The sequence below is a fragment of the Chloracidobacterium sp. genome, assembly GCA_025057975.1.
Taxonomy (GTDB): domain Bacteria; phylum Acidobacteriota; class Blastocatellia; order Chloracidobacteriales; family Chloracidobacteriaceae; genus Chloracidobacterium.
Genome location: JANWUV010000005.1, coordinates 98,678 through 123,845, shown reverse-complemented (window position 1 = coordinate 123,845; position 25,168 = coordinate 98,678). Strand labels below are relative to the sequence as shown.

Below are 25,168 nucleotides of genomic sequence, written 5' to 3'. Positions count from 1 at the left end.
TGTACTAAGGAGAATGTCCAATCGTGCCGGTCATTGAATCCGCCGCCGCCTGCCGCTTTGGGGGCGAGCACGCCCAACTCGTTGAACAACTCTACAAGCTTATTGAACGCCTCTGGCAAGAACATCGCACCTCCCCCACCCGCGCTGGAGATGAGCTGATCTATGCCTTTGGCAACCTCGACTGCGTGGTGGTGATCAATCAGGATGTGCTTGGCGCGCTGGTTGAAGTCAAAACCAAGCTTGGCAACGTGGATTGCCAAGCTAATGAACAGGGCGAAATCACGGCAACGCTCAACACCGACCCCAAGGAAGGTGGACGTGAGGACGGCGACGTGGGGAAAATCCTTAGCTTTGCTGTGCGGGCGCTGGACGACTACTACTACAAGCGCCGTGTGGCGTGACGGCGTCCGCCGTGCACAACCATAGGCCGCCCTACCAAGCGTTTCTGGCGGCCGGCGGGTTGGTCGCGCTGGATCAACTGAGCAAGGCGTGGGCCTACTGGTCGCTGCGCCCAACAGACGCCGTTGTACGGATCATTCCGGGCTTTTTTCACCTTCGGTACGCCGAAAATCCAGGCATCGCCTTCAGCCTCTTTAACAGCGGTACGCCCACTATGCGGCTAACGCTGTTGGGTATCGCCGTCTGCGCCGCCGTCGGCGTGAGCCTCTATCTCTGGTGGACGCCGAGCGACCGCCGCCTCCTACGGGTGACGCTGACGTGTCTGCTGGGCGGCATTCTGGGTAACGCCATTGACCGCGTCGTTCACGGCGCAGTCGTTGATTTCCTCGACGTTCACTGGGGAACGTGGCATTTCCCAACGTTCAATGTCGCGGACAGTTGCATCACCATCGGCGCGTTCCTGTTGGCGCTGGATACACTGGGCGATCTACGACGTGCGCCGAAACCAAGCGCGTAAACCGCGTATGGCGGGTTGGGATGCAGACATCGTATTGTCGGCGCGGGCGTCACTGGATTAGCGATTCGGTATGTGGGCTGGACGCACAACGCTCAGATCATCGCGCTCGACAGGGCAGCGCGGCTTGGCGCAAGATTCTGGTCACGGGCAGTGGGTGCCCAATGTGACGCACGAGCGGGTCACGCCGGACGACTTCGCCAGCCCGACGCCCAACGCCATCTGGTGGGTACTGCGCCGGTACGATTTGGCTGCCTTGCCGGTATGCGGATGCCGAACACACGAGGCCGAATCCCAAGCGGATTCCAAGCGAAATCAGGGACGGGCGGCGCGAGAGATCGCGTCGGTTACGAGTCCCGGCGAATGTTTCGCTATAGCGTCTCAGGGCTGACTTTTTCCACAGTGTCTGCCTCGGCGACGACATAGCAGGGCTGCGCTGTCGTCAACCACGGGCGTTGCTCTACTTCGGGAGGCGTCAACACGTGGATGTCGCACGCCAGCACAAAGTACTTTGAACCGTCCGCATTGCCCAACCGCCAGCTGTCGCCGTAGAGATGTCTAAAGATCGCTTCACGTCGCTCAGCGCCGACCGTGCCCTCCATGACCCAGTTTTCCGGTACGCGATACCAGACGGTGAATGTTTGCTTGAAATTTGGGTTGAAGACATGCGTCCCTAAGTTGTCGTCCCAAAACCCAAGCGTATCGTTGATTGTCACTCGCAGGTATTTCGTCGCGGTTGACCTCGCCTTGGGGTCTGTTCGAGCGGCATCTGCTGTGGAAGCGGCGCGAGCTTCCGATGCGACGGCACCCTGACTGCACAGCTCGATGCATCGTTGCTTGGCGTACTCTCGAGCTGAGAAGCCTTCTCCCTCCGGTGGTGACACGATGTACGGGTCGTCCCCGAACGCCATGTACTGAGCGTAGAGACTCTCGGCGTCCATACCCGGCTGGAAGTACTCGGTCAGACTCCTGTCCACGATTTGGCGGGCGGCGGCGACCGCTTCGGCCCAAGTTGGGTACTGGGAGTGTATGTATGTCTCCTCGTCATCCATGTAGTGGGCATTGTTCGCCACCCGCACGACAAACATAACGAACGCCTCCTTGCTGAAAGGTTTGCGTTTCAGCCGACACACCGAACGCAGCGCGTCGGCTGGAAAAGCGTGTTGGACGGACTGACAGACGGGTATGACAACAAAAAAGGTCTGCCCCATCAAGACTTTTTCAGTGCTGGCGCAGTTTTCAAGACTATGTGGCAATGCTTGGCGTAAACGCGCCGAAAAACTTGTCGCCGGGGAAACCACCGCGCCGTGCGGGCAGTGCATGACGGAACGCCGCCACACGGGAAAGCGGCGCGTCCAACCACCGCACGCCAAACGGCGAATTATCGCTACACTGATTCGGGATGTGCGCTAAAAAGCATCTGCGCAATGCGTTGAATGAGCGGTTTGATCCCTTCGCCTGTCACAGCCGACACCGGAAAGCACTCGATGCCCAATTCTGCGCAGTGCGCGCTCAACGCCGCCGTCCGCGCTGGATCGGCGATATCCTGCTTGGTGGCGACGGCTAGACGCGGTCGGGCAGCGAGTTCAGGATTGTAAAGCGCCAACTCGCGCTCAATGGCGTCATAGGCTGCGACCGGCTCGCGTTCCGCCGACACTGAAACATCCACCAGATGCAGCAACAAGCGCGTACGCTCGACGTGCCGCAAAAACTGAAGACCTAGCCCACGTCCTTCGTGTGCGCCTTCGATGATGCCCGGAATGTCGGCGATGACAAAGCTCCGGTAGTCTTCCAATCCAACGACGCCAAGGTTGGGGACTAGCGTCGTGAACGGATAATCGGCGATCTTGGGGCGCGCAGCGGAAACCGCCGCAATGAATGTGGATTTGCCGGCGTTTGGGTAGCCAAGCAGTCCGACATCGGCAAGGAGCTTGAGTTCAAGCCGCAGTGTCCGCCGTTCGCCGGGGCGGCCCGGTTCGTGGCGGCGCGGCGCACGGTTGACCGATGAAGCAAAACGCGCATTGCCTCGTCCACCACGTCCGCCCCGTGCAACGGCGACGGTTTGCCCCACCGTCGTCAGGTCAGCTAGGCACTCGCCAGTATCAGCGTCATAGACGAGCGTCCCCACGGGAACATCCACAATACAGTCTTCGCCATCGCGCCCATGGCGATTGTTGCCCTCGCCATGGCCGCCACGTTCGGCTACATAGCGCGGGTTGTAGCGAAACATCAGTAAGGTATTGAGATGTTGGCTGGCGCGGAGGTATACCGTCCCGCCCTTGCCGCCGTCACCGCCCGACGGGCCGCCACGCGGGACAAACTTTTCACGGCGAAAAGCCATACAGCCATTGCCGCCGTCACCGCCCGCGACGTGAATGATGGCTTCGTCAACAAACATCGGGTGGGGAAAGCAAAGCCCAAGGCCGCGCGCGACCTTGGGCTTGGGCGTTAAGGATTGGGAAGTCTAGGGAAGTTCGGCGAACGCCGTTCAAACAGCGGCGGCGGTCTCCGGGCCAGCTGCTGCGGCAGCCGGTGCTTCGAGTGGAATCACCTCGATGTAACGCCCTAGCCGACCGCGATCGCGGAACAGCAGGTGTCCGGCCGTTAAGGCAAAAAGCGTATGATCACGCCCCATGCCGACGTTTTTGCCTGGCTTGAAGCGCGTGCCGCGCTGCCGGACGAGAATTTCACCGGCCTTGACAAACTGATTGCCGAAGCGTTTGACGCCCAATCGTTTGGAGTGCGAGTCGCGTCCGTTGCGCGAACTCCCGACGCCTTTTTTGTGAGCCATAACCTGTTCCCTCGCGTAGTCAGTTCTGTGGTTTGTTTGGCTCGGCCGCCGCCTCAATGCGCTGCACTAGCAAGGCCGTGAATTTCTGGCGATGACCGCGCTTGCGTCGGTACTGCTTTCGCCGTTTGAACTTAAAGACGATGATTTTCTTGGCGCGGCCGTGACCGATGACCGAAGCCGTTACGCGCGCATCCGTCAGACGCGGCGTGCCGACCTTGAGTTCCGTACCGTTGTGTAGCGCCAGAACATCGAGCTGCACGGTTTGTCCCGGCTCCACATCAAGACTCGGCACTTGGATAATATCACCTTCAGCGACTCGAAACTGCTTCCCGCCCGTGGCGATAATCGCATACGACATAACTTCAACGCTCCCCTCACCCCCCGCGCTGATTTGTGATGGGCGGCGACGTTTTAGGTCAAAGCCGTGACTCTATTGACAGGAAACAGCCGCTGTCAAGTGCTCAATTTCGCGCCAACCGCAACACCGGATTTCAGCGGGCGTTTGTCAACCTCGGCAATGCCGCCCGTTGCCTTGTCTTTTAGTCCCGACTAATGTGCCCGGCGCATCGCCCCTGCTGCGTAACTTCCTTGAGACTTATGCTTTTGGAGATTGGCCATGTTGCACGGTCGTTCTCATCACCCATCGGTCGCCCTACGGGTTGGGACGTGTCTGGTGGTTGTTTTGATTGGCGTCTGCGGTCTCCCTACAGGAGGCTTTGCACCTGCTTCGCGCTTGACCGGACGCGCCGCCGACAAGGACGACTCGTTCCACGAAACGCTTCAGTTCGTCGCCCGCGTTACACGCCGCGATCTTGGTCGTCAGGCGGAGCAGCGCCTTGCATCCGGGGCCGTCATGCTCGACCTCGGCGACAGCTTTCAGCACGTCGCGCTAGCGCGGCGTGAAGCCGACGGACGTGTGACCGTTGCCTGCGTTGGCAGCGTGTCCGAAGCGGAGGCGTTCCTGCGCGGCGACACTGACGGCTCGCGAGGCGGCCACGCCGACAACACTCCCGGCCGGCTTCCCAACCGCGACATCGTGTTGCCCCCGACATGGATGCAGGCCGGCGCGGCGACTGGGCCGGCGGCCAAACACGAAAACGTACAAGGCTCGACCATCATCATTCGCAACCAGAACGACCCCGGCGTCGGCTTCAACGATCCGACCCCGGCGACGCCGGTCGGCGGCAATCCCGGCACCACCCTTGGGCAGCAGCGGCTCAACGTCTTCCAGCGGGCAGCTGAAATCTGGGGTGCGACACTCCGTAGCAGCGTTCCGATTATCGTCAATGGGCGGTTCACGTCGTTGCCGAGCGGCGTTCTCGGCTCCGCTGGGACAACCTCGATTTTTCGCAGTTTCCCAAATGCACCGTTTGGCGACACGTGGTATCACTACGCGCTGGCAAACGCGCTGGCTGGATGGGATTTGGCACCGCAAGAGCCACTGCGTGCGCAGATCAACACGAACTTCAGCACGAACTTCACGTTTTACCTTGGTCTTGACAACAACGCGCCGCCCGACCAGGTGGACTTGTTGACCGTAGTGCTCCACGAACTCGCCCACGGGCTAGGGTTCAGCACGTTTGTCAACATAGAGAACGGGCGCAATGCAGGGGCGAGCGACGAGAACCCGGACGGCGGCTTTACGGATTGCTACGCGCGATTGCTGCGCGATGAGAATCTCAATCTGAACTGGAATCAGATGACGGCGGCGCAACGGCAGGCGTCGGCCATCAATACCAGCAACCTGACGTGGACAGGCGCGACGACGCAGAGCGCGCTGCCGGTGGCGCTGGAGCCGTCCCCGGTGTTGCGTATCGAGCGCGACCCGCCGGTAACGTTCGCGGTCAATCAGGCGACGTTTGGCGGCGCAATTACGCTGGGCGGACTGACCCGCCCGCTCATCGCGGCGCAGCCGCCGCTGGCGTGCGGGCCGCTGTCGAATCCGGGGGCGGTCAACGGGAATCTAGCGTTGGTGGATCGGGGCGACTGCCCGTTTGTGGACAAGGCGTTCAATGCACAGCAGGCCGGCGCGCAGGGCGTCATCATCGCCAACAACGTTGCGGGCGGTTTCACTCCCGGTGGGACGGCGGCGAATATCACGATTCCAGTGGTGGGGATTTCTCAGGCGGACGGCGCGACCCTGCGCGGCTTTCTGTCGAGCGGAAGCGTCACGGCGACGCTGCGGCTCGACCCGACGCGCTTGGCCGGGACGACCAACGGGCGGCTGCGGATGTTTGCGCCGAATCCGCGTCAAGCCGGCTCGTCGGTTTCGCACTGGGACAACACGGTACGTCCGCGCCTGCTGATGGAGCCGGCGATTACGCCGCGCCTGCCGCGCACGCAGGATTTGACGCTTAACCTGTTGCGAGACCTTGGGTGGACGGTGAACCCGATTTTTTCGGCAAGCGGGGTGGTCGTTCCGGCGAGCGGATCGAGTGCGCCGCAGCAGGTCGCCGTCAATGCGGTCGGTGAGTGGACGATTTCAGGGATTCCCGACTGGGTGACCGGATTCCCTGCCGCCGGCAATCTACTGACGCCGGTGAACTTTCAAGTTGCACCGAATCCGGGGCCGGGGCGAACGGCGACCTTGACGCTCAATCCCGGCGGCAACACGTTCACGATTACGCAGAGCGGTGCAGGGGAAGTCGCGCCAAGCTTCACCAGCCCGAGTGCGGTGACATTCACGGTCGGGCAGGCGTCCAGCTTCTTGGTGACGGCGAGCGGCTTTCCACCGCCCAACATCACATTGGTGAGCGGAAACTTGCCGCCGAGCTTGACCTTTACGGGCGGTCTCGGAATCGCCTCGTTGGTCGGGACGCCGACAGCCGGCGACACCGGCGCATATTCCCTCGTGGTGCGCGCAGCAAACAGCCTAGGCGCCGTGACACAAAACCTGACAGTGACGGTCGGACAGGGACTTTGCACGTTCGCCGTGACGCCGACCACCGTCAACGTCGGCGGCGACAGTCTGACCGGCGTCCAACTGACGGTGACAACCGGGTCAAGCTGCGCGTGGGAAGCGACGGTACGCAACACGGACGCGCCGTGGATTAAGGTCATCGCCGCACAGTTGGCGGGTGGGCGTCTTGTTCTCCCCCGCATGGTCGGGGCGCTGGGAGATGTCAACCGGCGGCTGGTGCTTTCCGGCATCGGCAACGGCACAGTGACCATCGCCGTCGGGCGCAACCCGCGCCCCACGCCGCGTACCGGAACGTGTTTTGTCGCCGGGCAGGTCGTGACCGTCACGCAGGCCGGCTCGTCGGGAGCAAGCGCGCCGGTTGGTTCCACGATGGCAATGTTCCGCCCATCCAACGGTTATATGTACCTCAAAAACCAGCTCATCTCGGATTTCGCCGATCAGGACTTCTTCTATGGGTTAGGCGGCGACATTCCCCTTGCGGGAGACTGGGACGGCGACGGGATTGATACGCCGGGGATTTACCGCAACGTCAACGGCGCGATGACGTTTTTCCTCATCAACAACAACACGGGTGGTTTTGCCGACGTGTCGTTTGCCTTCGGGCAGCCCGGCGACATTCCGATTGCCGGTGACTGGGACGGGGACGGGACGGTGACGGTTGGGGTGTACCGTCCAAGTACACAGACGTTTTTCCTGCGGAATGCGTTGGCGGCGGGGAATGCCGACCTGACGGTGACGATCACGGGCGCGCAGGCGACTGACCTGCCCATCGCCGGACGGTGGACGGCCGGGAGCAACGTGACCGGATTGGGACTGTATCGGCCGAGTACGGGACGTTTTCTGCTCAAGAACGCCAACACCAGCGGCGCGCCGGACGCCGACTTTGTGATGACGACGACAGGCAACCTTGTCGCGCCGGTCGCCGGGGACTGGACGCGGCAGGGGTTTGCAACAGTGGGCGTGGTGACGAACTTAGGCGGAACGATTCAGTTCCAGTTGCGGAACTCAAATACAAGCGGCGGGCCGGATATTCGGGTGAACTACGGCGTGCCCGGCGATGTGCCGCTCATCGGCAACTGGGACGGACAGCCTAAGCAACCGCCGGTGTCCGTCCCATAAATTCCTCAGGAGACGTAGGCTGGTGGCCTAGTGGCGCTTGCTAGCCGGCATTCGGCCTTGAGCGCCGGCTATGGACGCCCACTTAGCGTCAGTCCGCCACCGCCTGACGCCGGAACGGACATTTGAATTGCACCACCCGACGGCATCTCTGGAGCGCTCGGCAGCGTTACCGGGCCAATGTTGGGTGGGGTGTCAATCGAGATTCCGTTAATGTAGTCTAGGTATTCTTGCAACTGCTGCAGCTGCCGCATTGCTGGAGACATTTGCCGCGCTGGCGGCGGAGGCGGCGTTTGCCCGAAGGTAAAGTTCGGTTGCACCGGAGAAGTCAGCGGCGATTGAAGCCCATAGGCGGGCGGCGGTGTCTCCGCCGGTGCGTAGCCGCCGGATGGCAGAACAGGCCAGAACGGCGGATACGGTGCTGTTGCCGGTCCACCTGGTGCAGCGTATGGGACGCCAGGCGTGGGCGTCGTGTACGTTGGGACGCCGGTGCCGGTCGCTGGCGCGATGATGAACGGGGTATGTGGCGTGTACGGCAGCGGCGGCGATGCCTGCCCTTGCTTTCCGGCGCGCTGCTGCATCTCTTGATAGCGTTTGGCGTCGGCCAACCCCTGCTGCACACCAATCGGCAGGTCCGACGTGTCTATGGTCGTTGTTTGCATCGCGCCGGATGCCGCAGCGCTGCGCATAGTGGACTTCTGACGCACCTGTGGTTTGGGTTTTGCGCCCTGCCCGTAAGTGGTTGCAGGAGCAAGAGCAACTAGCGTCCCTAGCGCCAAGCCAACGATGTTGTACTTCCGACTCATTATCGTCCTTCCTTTCCAGTCAGCTCGTTGAGCAGTGGTGTTGTGCGGGTGCAGTCCTCAGGAAACGGTTCGCCTACATTGTACGCACCGCGTGTTTCCACCGTGTTGCTTAGGCGCAGAGGTAGAAAAATTTGCGTGACTTGCCTTATTGCGGCGGCATCGGCTTGGCTGGTTTTTTGGACGACGGCCATGTCCGAATGACGGTTCTACCGTCGGCGGGTGGAGAAGGCGGAGGTCCCGCCGGATTCTGAGGGTTGTTCCCACTTTGAGAGGTTGTTGCCTGAGTTTCGACCGGCGGGGCGGCTGGCGGCGGGTTGTATTCCAACGGTGGTGCCGGTTGTGAGACGGCCGGCTGTGGGGGCGGCGGCGTATCAGGAGTGGATGGGGCGGGCGGTAGGCTTTCCGGGCTGGTTTCCTCCGGCGGCGGCCATGGCAACCCCTTCCGGCGCGCTTCCGCCTCGGCTCGTCGCCGGGCGGCTTCTTCACGTCGATATCGCTCTTGAAGGCGTTTGGCTTCGGTTAGATTGTCCTGCACCCCCAGCGGCAGGTCGGCTAAGTTAGCTGGTGGAGGCGTACTTCCGTCCGCATTTGGCGCTGTTCTGGCACGCTTTTTCGCCGGCTTGACCTTGGCCGGTTTTGGTGCAGGCGTCCCCTCTTGGGCGAAACCGATCATAGCCGACAAGACAAGGGATGCGCCGAGCAGTCCGCTCATTCGGCGGACTTGGCGGTAAACTTGGCAACAGTGCTCCAGCATGAGACCAACTCTCCTTAATAAACAGGACAGGCGTTGCGCCTGTGCGCCGTATCGTGGGAAAGGGGAGGCGAATCCGTCAAGCGCCTGCCGGACGAGCAGCCTAGGCACACGCACAGTGAAAGACCGGAAAGGGGGTCTCAGGCGCTCAGTTCATTCAACAGCTCGGCTGCGCCCTGCTGCAGAACACGCTCAGCTAGTTCCCGGCCGATATCTTCAGCGAAGCGGGCATCGCCGGTCAGTTCATCTTGCACAAGGCGCGTTCCATCTATTCGCGCCACCAGACCGCGCAAACGCAGACGGCCTTCGTTATCTACCACAGCGTGCGCCGCGATAGGGACCTGACATCCGCCGCCAAGGCCATGTAGGAAGGCGCGCTCGGCTTCACACGCCCGCCAAGTCGAGTGGTGGGCAAGGACCTGCACTGCTTCGCGGGTAGCGACATCCTCTTCCCGAATCTCGATGCCCAACGCGCCCTGCCCAACAGCTGGCAGCATAACATCGGTCGACAGGCGCTGTACGATGCGCGACTCGAAACCCAGCCGTACTAGTCCGGCCGATGCTAGAATGACGGCGTCATAGCGCCCCTCATCAAGACGCTGAAGGCGCGTGCCGACATTGCCGCGCAGGTCAACCAGCCGCAGGTCGGGCCGCCGGGCTAGGAGCTGCGCCTGACGGCGCAGGCTGCTGGTGCCGACGACCGAGTTGGGTGGTAGATCGTCTAGCGACTGAATCCCTTCGCGAGCCACTAGCGCATCGCGGACATCCTCCCGCCGTGTCACGCAACCCAGCATCAAACCTTCGGGTAAACGGGTTGGTAAGTCCTTCAAACTGTGGACGGCCAGATCCACAACGCCAGCCAACAGGGCTTCTTCGATTTCCTTGGTGAAAACGCCTTTACCGCCGATCTTCGAAAGCGGCGCGTCAAGAATCGCGTCGCCGGTGGTCTTGATGATCTGAATGGCGACGCGGCGTGTTGGTACAGCTTGCTCCAGTTGCGCTTTGACCCATTCGGCTTGCCAGAGTGCAAGCGCGCTGCCGCGCGAGCCGATAATCAGGTCGGCGTCAAGGCGAGTGGTGGGAATGGTTGGATTCATGAACACATCAACAGGCCATAAAATCACAAAAGCAGTTAGTCCCAGCCTATATCGCGCTGCGCCGATTCACGATGGAAAAATCCGACTGGCGAACGCGGCTTCAGCGTTTGCGGAAAGCAAAGAAGTTGTTGAGACCAAGCTGAAAGCGACGATGCACGGTGAGTTCAAAGCCGGCGCTTTCAAAAATCTCGCGGGTGCGCGCCACGTCAAAACCATGGTGCGCGTCCGTTTCCATACCGTCGAGCAGACGCAACGCCATCAGAACATCGAGAATCCGGTCAACAAATGGGTGGGGCACGGTGATCAGCAGCCGCCCGCCGGGGCGCAGGACGGCGGCGCAAGCGCGTGCAAAGGCGTCGAGTTCGGCGTCGGGGATGTGTTCCAGCAGCGCCAGCAGCGTCACGGCGTCGAATGGCTCATCCGGCGGCGGCAGGTCGTCCGGGAAGCGCCCACGGATAAACCGCATGCGCGCTGTGGACCGCGTCGGGTCGGCTTCCGGGTCAATCCCAACGTAGGTCCTGAAATCGCGCACCTTGCGCGCCAGCGCGCCGTCAAACGCGCCGATGTCGAGAATGCGGTCGGTCGGCGTCAGATGTGGGCGTACAACGGCAATCCGCCAACTTTGCAGGTAGTAGTCAAGCGGTTTCATACGACAGCCGCCGCCTACATGCGCCGTATGCGCAAGCCAAGGATGCTCAGAAACAGGCTAGCAAGGATGGTTTCACATCCCAGCATCAGGCAGAGGACAGATGGGATGACCAAGCGTAATGTGCGGCCGGCGTCCAGCGGCCCATAAGCGACCTCATTCCACGAGGCGACAGCCGTCACCGACCCGACCAACCCGCCGACCGTGAGCAACCCGCCAAGGATCAAGCCGATTTCCAGCGTGATGTATTTGAACAGCTGCGTCAGACGCGGGTCTTCCGGCAACAGTCCTTCATTGACGGCGAACACTTTGGCTAGCAGCGCAAACGTCACACACTGAAAACCAATCAGGACAGCCAACGCCGCATAAAGCAACGTGTGAACGTCAAAGACCACACCCGCAACGCGCTGCGGGCCGGGCAGCAACCAGACCCCGACGGCCAGACCGAGCAACATCAGCGCTAATCCCGGATAGAGAAAAAGCCAGCGCGGGCTGTACAGCAGCATGAAGCGCAAGTGTCGCCAGCCGTCGCGCCATGGACGCAAGTGCGGCGGGCGGGAACGTCCGTCGGGAGCAAGCGTCGTCGGCACTTCGGCGATACGCATGCCCATCAGCGTCGCCTTGATAACCATTTCGGAAGCGAACTCCATGCCGGTCGTTCGCAAATCCATCTTCTTGAAGGCTTCCAGCGAGTAGCCGCGTAGCCCGCAGTGGAAGTCGCCGACCGGACAGCGAAAGAGTAGACGCCCAATGCCGGTCAGCACTGGGTTGCCGATGTAACGGTTTTTCCAAGGCATTGCGCCGGGCTGGATGCCGCCCTTGAAGCGATTGCCCATCACTAAGTCGTAACCGGCGCGGAGCTTTTCGAGGAACGGCATCAGGTTTGAAAAATCATAGCTGTCGTCGGAATCGCCCATGATGACGTAGCGACCGCGAGCGGTAAGTGTCGCTCCGTACAGCGCTGCGCCGTAGCCACGTGTCGGGATATGGACAACGCGCGCCCCAAGGCGTTCGGCAATAGCCTGTGAACCATCCGTTGAGCCGTTGTCGCCGACGACAATCTCACCGGCGACCCCATATCGCTCCAAAAACCCTTGCGCCTTGCGGATGCAGGTCGCCAGCGTTTCAGCCTCGTTGAGGCAAGGCATGACAATGGTCAATTCGATTGAAGCGGGTTCTAATGAGGAAGCGGCAGCGGACATTGCGTGCAGCAATGTGTGAAGTTAGCGCGACGGAGGGGCAGCAAACCGTGTCTGGTCGAGGTTCGGCGGGTCGAGTCCGTCCGGCCGGCCAGCGGCCCGGCTGCGAATGAAGGTCAAAAGGAGCGCGCAGATGGAAAGAATCACAAGCATTGTCGCCGCAACTAGACGGTACATACGCAGTCCGTCGTCAGTCGGAAGCTCGACTGTGAACTGAGTGGCGGGCACGTCAGTTGGTTGGACAGTGGGAGGTAGTGCGTCATTCGTAGGCGGTGGGTCGGCTGGTGACGACGGCAAGACGCCAACGGCAGGGAGTTGCTGTGTCAACCCGAGGCCGCCGGTGATGGCCATCTCAGCGGGCGTCGGCTCCTGTACCGGTCCACCTTCGGAGGTCAGTTCCATGGTGGGCGAGCCGTCGGGAAACTCTTGGGTTGGCTCCTCGCCAAAGTTGCCGTCCATCGTCGGGTCAGGCAGCTCTTGGTCCCGTTCAATCGGCGTAATCCAGTCATCTCCTTCCACTTCGCCGTACACCGGGAAACCGTCTCCCGTGAAACGCAAAAGCATCACGGTGATGTTGTCCTCGCCGCCGCGCTCGTTGGCGAGGTCCACCATCCGCTGGCAGGCTAGGCGCAAATCGCCGTCCGTTGCCTCAAGAATGTCGCTCATATCCTTTTCGTTGAGCTTACCGGAGAGACCGTCGCTGCACAGTAACAGCACATCGTCCCGACATACTGGAAGACTATCCACGGTGACAGTCACACTCGGCAGTGCGCCAAGAGCCTGGAGGATGACGTTTTTGTAAGGATGAGTTTCGGCCTCCTCACGGGTAATGTGCCCAGATTGAATGAGCTGCTCGACGAGTGATTGATCAGTTGTTACTTGGATGCCCCGACCTTGCCGGAACAGATAGGCGCGGGAGTCGCCGACTTGCGCTAGATAAAGCGTTGTTCCATTGAGTCCAGCCCCGGTGAATGTTGCCCCCATGCCAGCGTACTCAGGACTGCGCTGACTTTGACTGTTGATGAAGAGGTTGGCCCGCTCAATGGCAAAACGAAGATGTTCATGGAATTTGAAGCGTTTGAACTTGGCGTCCTTCTGAAGACGCATCATGCTGTCACATACTTGCGTCACCGCTAAATGGCTCGCTACCTCGCCTGCAAGCGCGCCGCCCATCCCGTCTGAAACCGCCAGCAGAACCCCATAATCTGTTGGACGCAGTTCAACCACCAGCGGGTGATCAGGGAGCTGATTCTCGGCAGTCCAGCTTTGACCGTCACTGAGGTTGACGATCAAGAAGTTGTCTTCGTTGTGTGGCCGTACCACGCCAACGTCGGTTATCGCATAGACTTCGATTCTTCTCACACCGTTGGCGGTCGTTGCAGTGGTCATAGCATCATAACGTGGCGGGGCGTGCTTTGTCCCCTAACAGAAGCCTTTCAATCTTCACGCCAAGCCGTGGCGCAGCGGTTATCGTTCATGGCAGCGACCTCCTTGACGCACAGGGCTGAAAAGTAGGGAGCCGCCGCTGCAGGAGCAACGCTGAGAACGGCGTCCGCCGGCGCAAGTCACTGACCATTCCACCTTTGTTGAGGCTTCGCGCTCGCGAACGACGCCTCGTCGTTCATAACACAACATTGTGGCTCGAAAGAATGAACACGTCAGTATATGCAAACCTACAGGGTAAATCCACCCCGGCATGTATAGCTTTCGGGAGTTATACCTGCGCCAGCGCGTGGTCGAGGTCGGCCAACAGGTCTTGAATGTCCTCAATGCCAACGGAAAGCCGCACAAGGCCGTCCGTAATGCCCAAGCGCCGGCGCTCAGCCGGCGGGACGCCAGCATGCGTCATAGTCGCCGGATGACAGGCCAGACTCTCAACGCCACCCAACGACTCTGCCAGGGCAAAGACCCTCAAAGACTCAAGCACTCGTCGCGCTGCATCAAAGCTACCCACATCGAACGCCAGCATACCGCCGAAGCCAGACATCTGCCGGGCGGCCAGCGCGTGCTGCGGGTGCTCCGCCAAGCCCGGATAATACACTCGTTCCACGCGCGGATGCTCGTGCAAGAAGCGGGCGACGGCGCGACCGTTGCTGTCATGGGCTTGCATCCGTACGACGAGCGTCTTAATGCCGCGCAGCGTCAGCCAAGCGTCCATCGGCGACAAAATAGCGCCGGCGGCGTTTTGGATAAACGCCAAACGTTCAGCCGTTTCCGGTTCCGTAACCACGACCACACCCCCGACGCTGTCGCTGTGGCCATTGAGGTATTTCGTCGTTGAATGCACAACAATATTCGCTCCAAGCGCCAACGGTCGTTGAAAGTAGGGCGACATGAAAGTGTTGTCTACAACAACATGAATACCGCGCGGACGGGCCGCTTGGGCGACAGCGGCAATGTCGCACAACCGCATAACGGGATTGGTCGGCGTCTCAAGGAACACCATCCGCGTTGTGGGGCGGAGCGCCGCCTCAACTTGCGCGATATCACTGGCGTCCACGTAATCAAACGTCAACCCAAAATCCTTCAAAACACGTTCAAAGAGGCGGTACGTCCCACCGTAGGTGTTGTCCGACACCACCACGTGATCACCCATCTGAAGACAAGCCGTCATCACAGCGTGAATGGCGGCCATCCCCGACGCAAAGGCGAATCCAGCCACCCCACCTTCCAGCACAGCGACGTTGGCTTCCAACGCGGCGCGGGTCGGGTTGTGCGTCCGGGCGTACTCATAACCCTTGTGCCGCCCAAGTCCTTCCTGAACGTAGGTTGAGGTTTGGTAAATCGGGACGGCTACGGCCCCGGTGGCCGGTTCCGGCGGTTGCCCTGCGTGAATGACATCCGTTGCAAAGCCCATACACAACTCCTCACGTGCTTTCACCAAACCGGGGCGCATCCTCGGTCGCCGTTTCAGAGGGGCGTCGGGCGCTTTCAAGAAGCATTTGGGGGATGCCGTCTTCAATCGGATACACCCGGTGACAACGCGGACATTGTACACCGTGGCGATCAGCGGTCATGACCACCTGAACCCGGCACACCACACAACAAATTAGCTCGATCATCGGCTCGGCTGGTGGTTTGACCGGCGGCGACGGCGCAATGTTCGGCGTGGTTTCCGAGGTCATGGTTGTTGTTCTACGCTTGCTGGGGGCCGGCGGCGCAAGATGGCTCCACCGAGCAGCGACGAGGGCGACGACTAGTTGCGCAGAGGTCTTCCGACAGGGCGTACAGCCAGCGCGACGCCGCTTCATAGTGTTCAAATCGTCGTTCCTCTTCCTGAAAGGCAGGCGTGTGGACACAGCGCCGCCCGTTGATGTGCGTTACTCCGTGCTTGATGTGGAGCATTTCGTGGTAAAGCACGTACTCGACGACCATTGGCGGCGTCCGAGGGTCATCCAGCGTTCGGCTAATGACAATCGTGCGATGCGTCGCATCATAGTGTCCGAAGGTGCGGCGCGTCCGGCGTTGACTCCAGGTGAGCGCCGGCTGCGGCAACCGGCCGGCGAAATATCGTTGGTTGAGGCGGTGGAAAAGCTGTTCAAGGTCGTAATACCGACCGCGCGCCCCGGAAATCAGCTTGAAGCCCCGCTCGCGTCGCCGTTGCTCCGCCAGTCGGGCGATCGGGTGCGAGCGCACATACTCGCGGAACACCGTCGTACAACGCTCCGGAACGGGCTTGCGAAACAAGCGCGCCAACAAAATGCCAGCGACGGCCTCAATGACCGGCGTCGGCGCCTCAGCCAGCATGTCAGAGAGACGAACCTGCATCACGCCGTCGCGCAAACGAATGGTGTTGTTGATGCCGACGTAGGGGTAGAAGGTGACTTGGATGGCGCGCGGCGGCTTGGCGCGCGGCGCAATAAACTGCCGCCAGCGAGCGAAAATTTGCGCCAATTCAGTGCTGGTTAGCTGGCGAAGCGGTCGTGCCGGATGAGCCATACAGCCAAAACATGCGATGTCACAGCGAGGAGGCGCTCGCCGACGCTATAAGCTTACGCGCCGGCCGTCTTCGGGGAACAAGCTTTTGACCGGGCTTGTCATTTCTTACACAATACCGGCAACTGCGGCCTAGTCAAAATGGGCCGGCCGCCAACCGTACCTGACGCGCTATGCCCCAGCCGGACATCAAACCTGCCACGCTGGTTCAGGACGTTCCGCCGTCTGCGCTGCAGGATGCCAGCTTCCCGCTCAAATCGTTTCTGCTGGCTGTGGGCGGTATGCTGCTGCTCATCGCTGTTGTTTTTTCGGGCCTGCTGTATTACGCCACACGCCCACAGCGGACGCTAATGACGGTGGTCGGATTAGCGTGGGAGCGAACAATTCAACTTGAGCAGCGCCAGCCAGCACTCCCCGGTGAAACTGGCGAGCGGTGGGTGGCCGTGCGAGAACTGACCGAGGCTGACGCTACCCCCAATCCTCGGTGGCCCGATTTGCCGCCGGGGCCGGACTACCGCGCTGGCAAACGCACTGAACGCTATGTGGCGCGTGTTCGGTCGTCGAAGAGTCCAAAAGTGTATGAACACCCGGTTTCAGCGGAAGTTTTTGCACGCTTGCGGGTCGGCAGCCCCTGTCAAGTGGTGATTCGCAGCGGCGTCATCGAAGAGGTCATCCCAGTGCCGTAAGCGCAAAAGTGATGACCTTGGAAGCGCATCTCGGCGTTTACTAGCTCAACGCGCAACGGCAGCCTACGCAAGTACCTGTATGGCTTGTGATCTTGTGATTATCGGCGCAGGTCCGGCGGGACTGACCGCCGCCTACGCCGCCCAGCAGGCTGGACTTGATTATTTGGTGCTGGAACGGGCGGCGATTGCCCAGACAATCGCTGACTACCCGATTGGTCGGACGCTGTTTTCCACGCCCAACGAAATTGAAATCATCCCCGGAACACTGCACCCAAAGTGCGGCCCGAAGCCGACCCGTGAAGAAGTGCTGGTGTACTATACCAGGCTGGCCGTCTGTGAGTTGCGGTTGTGCGTCCACACGTATGAAGCCACTCAAGCCATTCTCCCAACCGGCCATGGGTTTCAGGTCATTTCCGACCGGGCCGTGTATGAGGCGCGGCGGGTGCTGGTGGCGACGGGCGGCTTCGGACGTCCTCGGCGATTGAATGTGCGCGGTGAAACCCCAGCGCGAGTATCTTACCGGTTTGTAGAGGCGTTTCCGTACGCCGGGCGGAATGTTTTGGTGGTCGGCGGCGGCAACTCGGCTGCGGAGGCAGTGCTTGATTTGTGTCGTGTCGGCGCGCAGGTGGATTGGTCGTTACGTCGTCCGTCGCTTGATCCTCGTCCAGAGGACGCCGACCGCGTGGGCATCAAGCCATGGGTGCGCGAACCGTTGCTTGAATGCGAGGCGCGCGGCGAAGTCAAGATCCACTACGCCACCAACTGCGTCGGCGTCACACCCCGGACGGCGCAGCTTCAGGACGCTGGAGGTGTGGTGTACGATGTGCCGTGCGACCAGATTTTCGCATTGTTGGGGGCTGTCCCGGATGTAACCCTACTGGCGGCGGCCGGCGTCACCATTGCCCCTGACGGACGACCGCTCTATAACCCGGAAACAAACGAAACCAACGTTTCTGGTCTCTACGTGGTTGGTCATCTGACCCGCGAGCTGCACATGAAGAACGCGACGGTTGTTCCGCGTCGGATTGTGGAAACGATTGCGCGCGAGTTGGGTCGCGCCGGCGGCGCGGCGACCAGCTGAGCTGAAGCACGGCTAGCGCGACATCAAGTGCGCTAGAGCTGTGCGGCAATGCTTCAGCGTGAAGCCGCGTCGCTTGTTTGGAGTCGAGCAGGACGCCGCCGTTCCCGTCGCCCATTCACAAAGGACTCGACACGGATCAGCCCGTCGTCGGCAAATGGCGGTGCAAGGGATGAATCATAAATGAAGAAGTGAATCAGGGAAAATAAAATGGGAACTGAGGAAAAAGCTGAACGCGGAACTCCGGTAAGGAGAACCGCGCTGCAGTCAACCCGTAATCGTTTACGATTAAGCGATTGCAGGCTGAAAAGTCGAGAGCGGCACAAGTGAGTCGTCTGTCGGTCGGCGCGGAAAAGAGAGCCGTGGACAATCCATCCCAATCCTTCATCCCGACCATTTGCTTTTCTGGAGATGATGATGACGATCACAGACCGTATCGAGGTAAATCCCAAGATTATGCTTGGCAAGCCCGTCATTCGTGGCACACGCATTACCGTTGAACTCATCTTGCGCAAGCTGGGGGAAGAAGCGACGGAAAAGGACCTTTGTGACGCTTACCCTGGACTAACGCCAACGGACATCCGGGCTGCAGCAGCCTACGCGGCCGATACTTTGGCGCACGAAGAAACTATCTTCCTGTCGCCGCCAGGCGATATGGCAATCAGCTAAAAATGCGCTTTCTGGCCGATGAAAGCTACGATTTCGCCGTCATCTGTGCTCTGCGAAGCGCCGGGTATGACGTGATGGCGGTTCGGGATGTGTTTCGGGAGCGTCTGACGAAACGGTTATGAACCTTGCTTTACAGGAATCTCGACTCCTGCTGACTGAAGACAAAGATTTTGGACGACTTGTCTTCGCCGGCGCCGGATCAGCCGGCGTCATCTTGATGCGGTTTCCGGCAGTCGCGCGCAAGCAATTGGCGCAAACGGCCATGCAGTTGGTAAGCTCACAAGCGCAAAGAATAGTTAGACGCTTTGTTGTTGTGCAGCCGGGCCGAATACGTATATCACCATAAGCCTAATGGTTTTGATTCTCTCAATCAGCCTTGAGAGCAGACGAGCCGAACGCCGGCCAGCGTCCTCCGCGTTCCAGAACAGAGCGCACATTTTGTCAACAGAAATGTCTCTGTGCCGCTTCCTGAGGCGAACTCAACGCAGATCGTCCCATCTCGGCAAATAACGGTGCGGCGTCGACCACCGCACGCCAGGTGCTTGAATGCCGTTCTACAGCGGGTAGTTCGCCACACATTGTGAAACGGCTCTAACCCGCTGGTGGCAGCACGGTCTGCGGGCGCAGCTTGCCTTCATGAGGAACATAGCGCCCTACGCCAAGAAAGTTTCCTGCGTCATCTAGAACGGCGATCCCAACCTCTGGTGTAACTGGTCGGGGGCGTCCGGTACCCTGAATGATGTCGTCGGACGATATCGGCTGCGGCTGACCACAGACAAAACGCTGCGCCGCTCGGCAGCCGAGCGTAACCCGCGGCCAGCCGCGCAGCAGATTGAGCGGTGAAAGAAGGCAGCGTGTCCACGAGCCAGTCGCCACCATGCGTTGAAGTTCTTCCAGCGTCACCGCTTCTTCTACCGTGAAGCCGTCTACAGCGGTTCGGCGCAAGGCCGCCAGATGCGCCCCACACCCAATTCGCTCGCCGATGTCGTGCGCCAGCGTACGGATGTACGTTCCTGAAGAGCAAGCGACATCGCATTCCACAATAGTCGCCCCTTGCTCGTCCTGCCGGATGATGCGTCCTTCGGCATCAGGAATGAAATCAAAGCTGAACACCTCAATCGGCGTCGCCGCCCGTACGACGACCTTGCCCGCCCGTGCCAAGTGGTAAAGCGCTACGCCGTCTATCTTCTTGGCGGAGTACATCGGCGGCGTCTGCATTTGCTTGCCGATGAAACTGCGCGCCACCTCGCGTAACCGGTTTTCAGTCAGGTCGCTCGTGGAGCGCGGCGGCGACAGCGGCTGTCCCGTCAAATCCTGTGTGTCCGTGGCAAAACCAAACCGTAAAACTGCTCGATAACTCTTGGAAGTGTCGGTGAGAAAGCGCGCAAGGCGCGTTGCCGGCCCGACACACAACACCAGCAGCCCCGTCGCAAAGGGGTCGAGCGTACCGGTATGTCCCACCCGCTTGATCCCAATAAACCTTCGGACGAGAGCGACGACATCGTGTGATGTAGCGTTGGGCGGCTTGTCAATCAGCAAGCCGCCGGAAAGCAGTTGGGACATGCCAAAAACGTCCGCCGACCCTAAAAATGCGCTGCTGTAACGTCAAAACTAGCGGAAGCAGGCTGCGCCGCCAACCCAGTTTCAGCGATGTTCACACCTGTCAACAAGCAGCGCCGCTAGATGAACATTTCTTCGTCTTGGTAGGCGCGGTCAACGGTTTTGCGTTCTGGAGCCACCAGCACGGCCAAGAAGGCGCGGGCGGCGGACAACATTGCCGAAATTTCGCGCACCGGCCGGAGCACGTCCTGCTGAATGATGGCCGCCGTGTCTTCAATGCGCAGCGCTGTACGCGACGCAACATGCGCATAGGTGTCCACCTGCGTCCGCAGTTGTTCTGACGTGTTCCTGACCAGCGTTGAAACCTCCTGCGCGCTTTCCGTGGTCAGGCGGGATAGTTCTTTGGTCGTCGCCGTCACGGCCGCCAGACAAGCTTGGGCTTCGGTTTTGAGCGTCGCCGCCGTATCCCGCACCAACACCATCGTTTCGCGCGCCATGCCCAGCAGCTCATTGGTTCGCATAAGTATCGGCGCTATCGCCTCAGCCGTCGCGTGGGCTTTTTCAATGATAGGCTTGGACGAGGTAAGCAGCTGGCGCGTTTGCTCCACAACCGGGTCGGTTTTGCCGCGCACTTGTTCGACCAAACCTATGGCTTTGGTGACCAGTCGGTAGAGCACAATCAGCAGCGCCAACTGCGCAATGAAGACCACCACCAACGCCACACTAATCACGATTTGGAAAACATCGTTCGTCGTCACGGTTACACCTTACCGTCGTCGGTTGCGCTCCGGGGGCCTAAACGACAAACCGGCCGGCGTGTTCTAAGCAACGGGCAGGGACGAAGGCTTACAGCGCCGGCTCACTGTCGGGGGCTTCTTTCCGGTCGAGCGCCAAAGCTTCCGCTTTTTTCTCACGGTAGGCCTGCTTGCCAGCTTCAATCGCGGCAGTAACCCGCTCCCGCTGCTCTTCAAGGAGTCCGCGTCCCGACTCCAACAAATGCGCCGCCTTCTCCTTACCCAGCGCGTAAAGTTCCGATGTTTTTTCGTAACCGCTGGTGTACAACTGGGACGCCTTCTCGCCAAGCGCTTTGGCGTTTTCCGTGGTGTATTCAATCCCCCGCCGTGCCGCGTCGCTGATGTCGCTCCGCAGCTCGCGTCCCGACTTCGGCGCAAACAGCAGCGCGACCAGCGCGCCGATGCTGGCACCGGCGAGAAAATACGTAATCTTGTTCGAGCTTTCGGACATGGCGAAAGGTCCTCCGTATGGGGATGGTGGTGGTGGCGGGCACGTCAAGCGTGAGAAAGGCCACGAAGTACTTCAACACTACCACGCGACCGCCGTTGGGAGCAACTCGCAACGTGTCCGGGCAGCCTTTCAGAGGCGCTCAAGCGGACGGCGACTGCGCGTAGAAAGCCTCCGGTGACAGCGGCCCGACGCCGACCAATGCGGCCAACTCGCCCGCAGTGTAGCGAAAGCCGGTGTTCCACAGGTCTATCAAGTCGTCGCCGGCCCGCCGACCAGCATACCAACGGTCGTACCGTGTTCGCAGCCAATCATCAAGCGCGGCGGCCAGCCAAGTTCCACGCAACTGCGCGGCGGCCGGTGCGGCGGCGTCGAGTTCATCATATAGTTCCCAGTCGGACAGCGTTAGATCAAGGTATTGCTCATACTCCGTGCGTAAGCGCTCCAGCGTCCAGCCGGCGGTTTCACGGCCGTACCAAGCGAGGCAACGCAACGCCGCACGCCGCGCTGATTGCCACCGGTCAGCCGTCATAGCGCAACGGATAGGCCGCGGCGTCTGACAGTCAAACTGGGCGACGACCCACCGTTCGTCCAGCAAAAGGTCGGCAAACAGTTGAGACCAAGTCTCCGCCACGGCCGGATCGCCGTACAACCGCAACTCCACCGGCAGATTCTTTGAGGTCCAAGCGGCCTGCTGGACGCGCGCCAGTTCACCAAGAAAGCGCCGCCAGCCGCGCCATCCAGCTTGCGCAGCAACCGCCCAGCGAATGTCATCAGGCACTTGGATGCGAAAGACGCCCGCTGCGCCGGCTGTGCGCCAGTACGTTGTGACGTTCGTCTGCTGCCACGGACGGACGCCAAAGCCTCGGAGAAGATCTTCAGCAATACGCCGTCGCCGCTGGCTTTCAAAGGGATCGGACAGCGACGCATCCACGCCCGAAGCTGAAACCGCAGCCGAAACCGCGCGGCGGTACGGCGTATCCGTTTCTGCGAGGAAGCGTTCACAAGCAGCGATCCATGCCGCAAGGCCGTCGCCTAGAAGCCACTGAGCGTACTCGGCGACCCAAGCGGACAACGCGGTATAGCCCAGCCGCTGCGCCGCTTTCCCGATGAGTTCCCGGCGCTGCTCACGCAAATCCACCAGTGCAGCGTAGTGGGCGGCGAGTTTGGCTTGCCGTTCACGCTGCGCAGCCGGGTCGTCAGACTCATCTTCGCGCCACTGAGCCAAGGTGATTGCTGCATAACGTTGCCCACGCCACAGAATGTAGGGGTGAGTCAACGCCCGGTGCAGTTCGGCTTCGACTTCCTCACATTGGGCGCGGATAAACCAAGCTTCCGCGATAAGCCGCAGCATCTGTCCGCCGCGTCGTTCAGTCTCCGGGCGCGATGCATCCGCCTCACACGCTCGGCGGAGCGCCTCGACTGTTGAGGCCGACCACAGATCGCCAAAGCGGTCGGCGATTCGCGCTGGCAGCGGCTCAAAGGGCGAGCCTTGTCGCCATCCAGTTTGCCGCGCCTCCGCTCGGGCCGCTTGGAACGCCGCCAACGCTTGTCGGTAGTCGTCACGTTTCATAACTGCTCCTTACAACCGTGGACGACGGCGTCTACTTAGCCGGCTAAGGCGACTGTGTGATTCGGTGATGAGCTCATTGAAGCCAGTGACGAAAAAAGTGTAACGTAAACCATCAACGACAACATTGTTTCCCTCGCGGAACACAACCGAGCCGTTCATGGCCGTGGGGCGTATCTCAACCGGTAGGGATATTCTATGCCAGCTTCCACAACGCAGGAGTACCTCGACGCCTTGCTAGAGGCAATTCGCCGGCCGACCCCTGAGGAGGCGATTCTGGAACTGCGCGCCAAGTTTCCATTGCTTGACCTGCGGCAAATTGCAGCCGATGTCCGCTGGGGGCGCGATCTGCGCCAGCGGGGGTACGGGCGACGTGAAATCCTCGAAGACCTGCATCTGGCTTAGTCCGCTGCTTCCTCAGTCCATCGCTTCGGTCGACGCCGCCTCTTCAGACGCACGTCGGCCTCGCCAGATTGTCTCTGCTGGGTGGGGAACGCCAAGGTGCGCCATGATGCGAAACACCAAATGGTCAACCAGTTCCGAAATGGATTGCGGACGGTGGTAAAAGCCCGGACAAGCCGGTAGGATGAGCGCTCCAGCGCGCGCCACACGCAGCAGATTCTCAAGGTGAATGGCGTTGAAGGGCGTCTCGCGAGGTACCAGAATCAGCGTTCGGCGCTCCTTGAGCATGACATCTGCCGCCCGATGAATCAGGTCACGAGCGATGCCGGCGGCGATATACCCTAGACTTCCCATGCTGCACGGTACAATCGCCATGCCGTCGCAGGGATAGGACCCGCTGGCGATGGCGGCGCCAACATCCTTCGCTGGCAACAGCGTAATCTTGGTGGTTGGACGACCGAGCAGCACCTCGGCGTCGCGCTGTTTGACGCCAGTGACAGGCAGCTGAAGCTCTTCCCGGATGACCGTCGCACCCAGGGCGCTAATGACTAGATGAATCCGGGCCACATCAGGGCTGGCGTCGAGGTAGTGCAACAACCGTTGGGCGTAGATCGCTCCACTGGCGCCGGTAACGGCAATTGTCAGATGTTTCACAGGCGATTTCGATTCAGATTCCGATTCACAAACGGCAAGGTTCGGCGGCCCAGCAGAAAACGGTTAGTTGGGTGCCATGTCAAGCGAACTTAACATTCGTTGGCGACGCCGGAATGATAACCTAAGCGGCAATGATCGCTACCTCTCTGGGCGGCTTGGAAACCACGATGACGACAGCCGAACGCTCCGTTGTTGCCTGTCCCCAGTGCGGGCGTCCGAACGGCGCGCACCGCGCTACATGCCTGTTTTGTGGGCGTCCGCTGAGTATACCTGGGCAGGAGGCGCACGTCTTGCCCAGCTTGCGGGACGCCGCTGACCTTGAGCCGGGCTACAATGTGATCTTTCTGCCCGGCCCGACCCTGACTTCTGGCGTTGTAGAGGAGGTTGCTACGGTCGGCCGGCTGACGCCCGAACAAGCGGCGTGCTTGCTGGCGTCACCGTCCCCGGTGCCGATTGCCCGTGCAGCGACCGCCCATGACGCCAAGCTGTTGGTACAACGGCTGGCGCGCTCCGGCTTGCGAACGCTCATCCTGTCCGACACGCAACTGGCTCCGCTTCAGCCGCCGCGCCGCGCGCGGGCGCTGGCCTCAGCCGGCGAATACCTTGAAGTTTTAGGATACGATCCCGCTGCGCCGCTTCGGTTTGCTTGGAAGGAGATTTCACTTGTGGTGTTCGGCACGTTGCGGTTTCGTCAGGTGCTGGCGCGGGAAGCTACAACGCGCCGCGCTACTAAGACGGAACGGGAAGAAATCTGCACCACTGATGAAGAGGTTTCCGTGATAGACTTTTTCGGGCCAACGTTGGCGACTCATGTCCGCATTCGCGCCGACGGTTTTGACTACTCATGCCTTGGCGCGCAGCGCAGCTTGCTTGCGGCGGAAAATCACGCTCGGTTAGGTGACTGGCTACTGAATTCAGTCGGCGACGCAACAGTCGTCAACCGTGATTTTCGCACCGTTGCCCGCGCCCTCGAACCCATCTGGGGGCTGACCAAAACCAGCAGCCGACAACCGTTCAAACGCGCCGGCATCGGCAAGGTCTCAACCGAGATGACCGAATATGTGGACAACGAACGTCAGTTTACCTGTTTTGCTCGCAGTCTCTTCTTCACGGTTCGTCCGGCGTAGGGCGG

The 25,168-nt window shown here is 60.6% G+C and carries 27 protein-coding genes; 9 read left to right on the top strand and 18 right to left on the bottom strand.

Going from position 1 to position 25,168, the window contains the following annotated elements:
- Positions 1-23 precede the first annotated feature (23 nt).
- Positions 24-401, top strand: a complete 378-nt coding sequence (locus tag NZ585_05940) for a hypothetical protein (protein ID MCS7079577.1) — start codon at positions 24-26, stop codon at positions 399-401.
- A gap of 11 nt (positions 402-412) precedes the next feature.
- Positions 413-916 carry a signal peptidase II gene (gene lspA, locus NZ585_05935; protein ID MCS7079576.1) on the top strand — a complete coding sequence of 168 codons (504 nt, stop codon included), beginning with the start codon at positions 413-415 and terminating at the stop codon, positions 914-916.
- A gap of 368 nt (positions 917-1,284) precedes the next feature.
- Here lspA and NZ585_05930 read toward each other — a convergent pair whose 3' ends face one another.
- Positions 1,285-2,001, bottom strand: a complete 717-nt coding sequence (locus tag NZ585_05930; GenBank protein ID MCS7079575.1) for a hypothetical protein — start codon at positions 1,999-2,001, stop codon at positions 1,285-1,287.
- A gap of 97 nt (positions 2,002-2,098) precedes the next feature.
- On the opposite strand from NZ585_05930, the gene NZ585_05925 reads away from it, so the two are divergent.
- Positions 2,099-2,326 (top strand): hypothetical protein, encoded by a 228-nt coding sequence (locus tag NZ585_05925; GenBank protein MCS7079574.1) that lies wholly within the window; start codon positions 2,099-2,101, stop codon positions 2,324-2,326.
- On the opposite strand, the gene obgE is transcribed toward NZ585_05925, so the two are convergent.
- From obgE to rplU, 3 genes are all read right to left on the bottom strand, one after another.
- A complete protein-coding gene (obgE, locus tag NZ585_05920; GenBank protein MCS7079573.1) occupies positions 2,301-3,311 on the bottom strand; it encodes a GTPase ObgE in 1,011 nt (336 codons plus the stop codon). The two genes, NZ585_05925 and obgE, sit on opposite strands and share 26 nt — an antisense overlap.
- 90 nt (positions 3,312-3,401) lie before the next feature.
- Positions 3,402-3,704: a 50S ribosomal protein L27 gene (gene rpmA / locus NZ585_05915; protein ID MCS7079572.1), complete on the bottom strand. Its 303-nt coding sequence runs from the start codon at positions 3,702-3,704 to the stop codon at positions 3,402-3,404.
- Between the two features lie 19 nt (positions 3,705-3,723).
- On the bottom strand, positions 3,724-4,062 hold the full coding sequence (gene rplU, locus NZ585_05910; protein MCS7079571.1) for a 50S ribosomal protein L21: 339 nt from the start codon (positions 4,060-4,062) through the stop codon (positions 3,724-3,726).
- Between the two features lie 258 nt (positions 4,063-4,320).
- On the opposite strand from rplU, the gene NZ585_05905 reads away from it, so the two are divergent.
- Positions 4,321-7,743 (top strand): hypothetical protein, encoded by a 3,423-nt coding sequence (locus NZ585_05905; GenBank protein ID MCS7079570.1) that lies wholly within the window; start codon positions 4,321-4,323, stop codon positions 7,741-7,743.
- A gap of 68 nt (positions 7,744-7,811) precedes the next feature.
- Here NZ585_05905 and NZ585_05900 read toward each other — a convergent pair whose 3' ends face one another.
- The 9 genes from NZ585_05900 to NZ585_05860 all read right to left on the bottom strand — a co-directional run bounded on the left by NZ585_05900 (position 7,812) and on the right by NZ585_05860 (position 16,178).
- Positions 7,812-8,546 carry a hypothetical protein gene (locus NZ585_05900; protein ID MCS7079569.1) on the bottom strand — a complete coding sequence of 245 codons (735 nt, stop codon included), beginning with the start codon at positions 8,544-8,546 and terminating at the stop codon, positions 7,812-7,814.
- 145 nt (positions 8,547-8,691) lie between these two features.
- Complete coding sequence (locus NZ585_05895) at positions 8,692-9,300, bottom strand: hypothetical protein (GenBank protein MCS7079568.1); 609 nt, start codon at positions 9,298-9,300, stop codon at positions 8,692-8,694.
- Positions 9,301-9,437: 137 nt separating this feature from the next.
- Positions 9,438-10,394, bottom strand: a complete 957-nt coding sequence (hemC, locus tag NZ585_05890) for a hydroxymethylbilane synthase (GenBank protein MCS7079567.1) — start codon at positions 10,392-10,394, stop codon at positions 9,438-9,440.
- Positions 10,395-10,494: 100 nt separating this feature from the next.
- Positions 10,495-11,043 (bottom strand): class I SAM-dependent methyltransferase, encoded by a 549-nt coding sequence (locus NZ585_05885; GenBank protein MCS7079566.1) that lies wholly within the window; start codon positions 11,041-11,043, stop codon positions 10,495-10,497.
- A 14-nt stretch (positions 11,044-11,057) separates the two neighbouring features.
- Positions 11,058-12,242, bottom strand: a complete 1,185-nt coding sequence (locus NZ585_05880) for a glycosyltransferase family 2 protein (GenBank protein MCS7079565.1) — start codon at positions 12,240-12,242, stop codon at positions 11,058-11,060.
- A 21-nt stretch (positions 12,243-12,263) separates the two neighbouring features.
- Entirely contained in the window at positions 12,264-13,628 is a 1,365-nt protein-coding gene (locus NZ585_05875) for a protein phosphatase 2C domain-containing protein (GenBank protein MCS7079564.1), read from the bottom strand.
- A 325-nt stretch (positions 13,629-13,953) separates the two neighbouring features.
- On the bottom strand, positions 13,954-15,096 hold the full coding sequence (locus tag NZ585_05870) for a cystathionine gamma-synthase (GenBank protein ID MCS7079563.1): 1,143 nt from the start codon (positions 15,094-15,096) through the stop codon (positions 13,954-13,956).
- A gap of 10 nt (positions 15,097-15,106) precedes the next feature.
- Positions 15,107-15,364 (bottom strand): hypothetical protein, encoded by a 258-nt coding sequence (locus NZ585_05865; GenBank protein ID MCS7079562.1) that lies wholly within the window; start codon positions 15,362-15,364, stop codon positions 15,107-15,109.
- A gap of 10 nt (positions 15,365-15,374) precedes the next feature.
- Positions 15,375-16,178 carry a SprT-like domain-containing protein gene (locus NZ585_05860; protein ID MCS7079561.1) on the bottom strand — a complete coding sequence of 268 codons (804 nt, stop codon included), beginning with the start codon at positions 16,176-16,178 and terminating at the stop codon, positions 15,375-15,377.
- A 170-nt stretch (positions 16,179-16,348) separates the two neighbouring features.
- Between NZ585_05860 and NZ585_05855 the strand changes: the two genes are divergently transcribed.
- The 3 genes from NZ585_05855 to NZ585_05845 all read left to right on the top strand — a co-directional run bounded on the left by NZ585_05855 (position 16,349) and on the right by NZ585_05845 (position 18,608).
- Positions 16,349-16,861, top strand: a complete 513-nt coding sequence (locus NZ585_05855) for a hypothetical protein (GenBank protein ID MCS7079560.1) — start codon at positions 16,349-16,351, stop codon at positions 16,859-16,861.
- 79 nt (positions 16,862-16,940) lie between these two features.
- Positions 16,941-17,942, top strand: a complete 1,002-nt coding sequence (locus NZ585_05850) for an NAD(P)-binding domain-containing protein (protein MCS7079559.1) — start codon at positions 16,941-16,943, stop codon at positions 17,940-17,942.
- Between the two features lie 411 nt (positions 17,943-18,353).
- The gene (locus NZ585_05845; GenBank protein MCS7079558.1) at positions 18,354-18,608 is read left to right on the top strand and encodes a DUF433 domain-containing protein; all 255 of its coding nucleotides are present in this window, start codon (positions 18,354-18,356) and stop codon (positions 18,606-18,608) included.
- A gap of 591 nt (positions 18,609-19,199) precedes the next feature.
- Here NZ585_05845 and truB read toward each other — a convergent pair.
- The 4 genes from truB to NZ585_05825 form a co-directional block, all read right to left on the bottom strand.
- A complete protein-coding gene (gene truB / locus NZ585_05840) occupies positions 19,200-20,171 on the bottom strand; it encodes a tRNA pseudouridine(55) synthase TruB (GenBank protein ID MCS7079557.1) in 972 nt (323 codons plus the stop codon).
- A 116-nt stretch (positions 20,172-20,287) separates the two neighbouring features.
- Positions 20,288-20,926 carry a hypothetical protein gene (locus NZ585_05835; GenBank protein ID MCS7079556.1) on the bottom strand — a complete coding sequence of 213 codons (639 nt, stop codon included), beginning with the start codon at positions 20,924-20,926 and terminating at the stop codon, positions 20,288-20,290.
- Between the two features lie 88 nt (positions 20,927-21,014).
- Complete coding sequence (locus NZ585_05830; protein MCS7079555.1) at positions 21,015-21,413, bottom strand: YtxH domain-containing protein; 399 nt, start codon at positions 21,411-21,413, stop codon at positions 21,015-21,017.
- Positions 21,414-21,552: 139 nt separating this feature from the next.
- A complete protein-coding gene (locus tag NZ585_05825) occupies positions 21,553-22,983 on the bottom strand; it encodes a hypothetical protein (protein ID MCS7079554.1) in 1,431 nt (476 codons plus the stop codon).
- A 195-nt stretch (positions 22,984-23,178) separates the two neighbouring features.
- Here NZ585_05825 and NZ585_05820 point away from each other — a divergent pair, with 195 nt between their 5' ends.
- Positions 23,179-23,385 carry a hypothetical protein gene (locus NZ585_05820; protein ID MCS7079553.1) on the top strand — a complete coding sequence of 69 codons (207 nt, stop codon included), beginning with the start codon at positions 23,179-23,181 and terminating at the stop codon, positions 23,383-23,385.
- Between the two features lie 12 nt (positions 23,386-23,397).
- Here NZ585_05820 and NZ585_05815 read toward each other — a convergent pair whose 3' ends face one another.
- Positions 23,398-24,036 carry a UbiX family flavin prenyltransferase gene (locus NZ585_05815; protein ID MCS7079552.1) on the bottom strand — a complete coding sequence of 213 codons (639 nt, stop codon included), beginning with the start codon at positions 24,034-24,036 and terminating at the stop codon, positions 23,398-23,400.
- A 290-nt stretch (positions 24,037-24,326) separates the two neighbouring features.
- On the opposite strand from NZ585_05815, the gene NZ585_05810 reads away from it, so the two are divergent.
- Positions 24,327-25,163 carry a hypothetical protein gene (locus NZ585_05810; protein ID MCS7079551.1) on the top strand — a complete coding sequence of 279 codons (837 nt, stop codon included), beginning with the start codon at positions 24,327-24,329 and terminating at the stop codon, positions 25,161-25,163.
- Positions 25,164-25,168 lie beyond the last annotated feature (5 nt).

Excerpts from the sequence above, each read along its gene's own strand:
- NZ585_05855 (MCS7079560.1), top strand. The coding sequence starts at position 16,349 with ATGCCCCAGCCGGACATCAAACCTGCCACGCTGGTTCAGGACGTTCCG.
- rpmA (MCS7079572.1), bottom strand. The coding sequence starts at position 3,704 with ATGGCTCACAAAAAAGGCGTCGGGAGTTCGCGCAACGGACGCGACTCG.
- NZ585_05870 (MCS7079563.1), bottom strand. The coding sequence starts at position 15,096 with ATGGGCTTTGCAACGGATGTCATTCACGCAGGGCAACCGCCGGAACCG.
- obgE (MCS7079573.1), bottom strand. The coding sequence starts at position 3,311 with ATGTTTGTTGACGAAGCCATCATTCACGTCGCGGGCGGTGACGGCGGC.
- NZ585_05850 (MCS7079559.1), top strand. The coding sequence starts at position 16,941 with ATGGCTTGTGATCTTGTGATTATCGGCGCAGGTCCGGCGGGACTGACC.
- NZ585_05825 (MCS7079554.1), bottom strand. The coding sequence starts at position 22,983 with ATGAAACGTGACGACTACCGACAAGCGTTGGCGGCGTTCCAAGCGGCC.
- NZ585_05905 (MCS7079570.1), top strand. The coding sequence starts at position 4,321 with ATGTTGCACGGTCGTTCTCATCACCCATCGGTCGCCCTACGGGTTGGG.
- NZ585_05860 (MCS7079561.1), bottom strand. The coding sequence starts at position 16,178 with ATGGCTCATCCGGCACGACCGCTTCGCCAGCTAACCAGCACTGAATTG.
- NZ585_05875 (MCS7079564.1), bottom strand. The coding sequence starts at position 13,628 with ATGACCACTGCAACGACCGCCAACGGTGTGAGAAGAATCGAAGTCTAT.
- NZ585_05885 (MCS7079566.1), bottom strand. The coding sequence starts at position 11,043 with ATGAAACCGCTTGACTACTACCTGCAAAGTTGGCGGATTGCCGTTGTA.
- NZ585_05880 (MCS7079565.1), bottom strand. The coding sequence starts at position 12,242 with ATGTCCGCTGCCGCTTCCTCATTAGAACCCGCTTCAATCGAATTGACC.
- rplU (MCS7079571.1), bottom strand. The coding sequence starts at position 4,062 with ATGTCGTATGCGATTATCGCCACGGGCGGGAAGCAGTTTCGAGTCGCT.
- NZ585_05925 (MCS7079574.1), top strand. The coding sequence starts at position 2,099 with ATGACAACAAAAAAGGTCTGCCCCATCAAGACTTTTTCAGTGCTGGCG.
- NZ585_05830 (MCS7079555.1), bottom strand. The coding sequence starts at position 21,413 with ATGTCCGAAAGCTCGAACAAGATTACGTATTTTCTCGCCGGTGCCAGC.
- NZ585_05895 (MCS7079568.1), bottom strand. The coding sequence starts at position 9,300 with ATGCTGGAGCACTGTTGCCAAGTTTACCGCCAAGTCCGCCGAATGAGC.
- truB (MCS7079557.1), bottom strand. The coding sequence starts at position 20,171 with ATGTCCCAACTGCTTTCCGGCGGCTTGCTGATTGACAAGCCGCCCAAC.
- NZ585_05845 (MCS7079558.1), top strand. The coding sequence starts at position 18,354 with ATGATGACGATCACAGACCGTATCGAGGTAAATCCCAAGATTATGCTT.
- hemC (MCS7079567.1), bottom strand. The coding sequence starts at position 10,394 with ATGAATCCAACCATTCCCACCACTCGCCTTGACGCCGACCTGATTATC.
- NZ585_05865 (MCS7079562.1), bottom strand. The coding sequence starts at position 15,364 with ATGACCTCGGAAACCACGCCGAACATTGCGCCGTCGCCGCCGGTCAAA.
- NZ585_05820 (MCS7079553.1), top strand. The coding sequence starts at position 23,179 with ATGCCAGCTTCCACAACGCAGGAGTACCTCGACGCCTTGCTAGAGGCA.
- NZ585_05900 (MCS7079569.1), bottom strand. The coding sequence starts at position 8,546 with ATGAGTCGGAAGTACAACATCGTTGGCTTGGCGCTAGGGACGCTAGTT.
- NZ585_05930 (MCS7079575.1), bottom strand. The coding sequence starts at position 2,001 with ATGTTTGTCGTGCGGGTGGCGAACAATGCCCACTACATGGATGACGAG.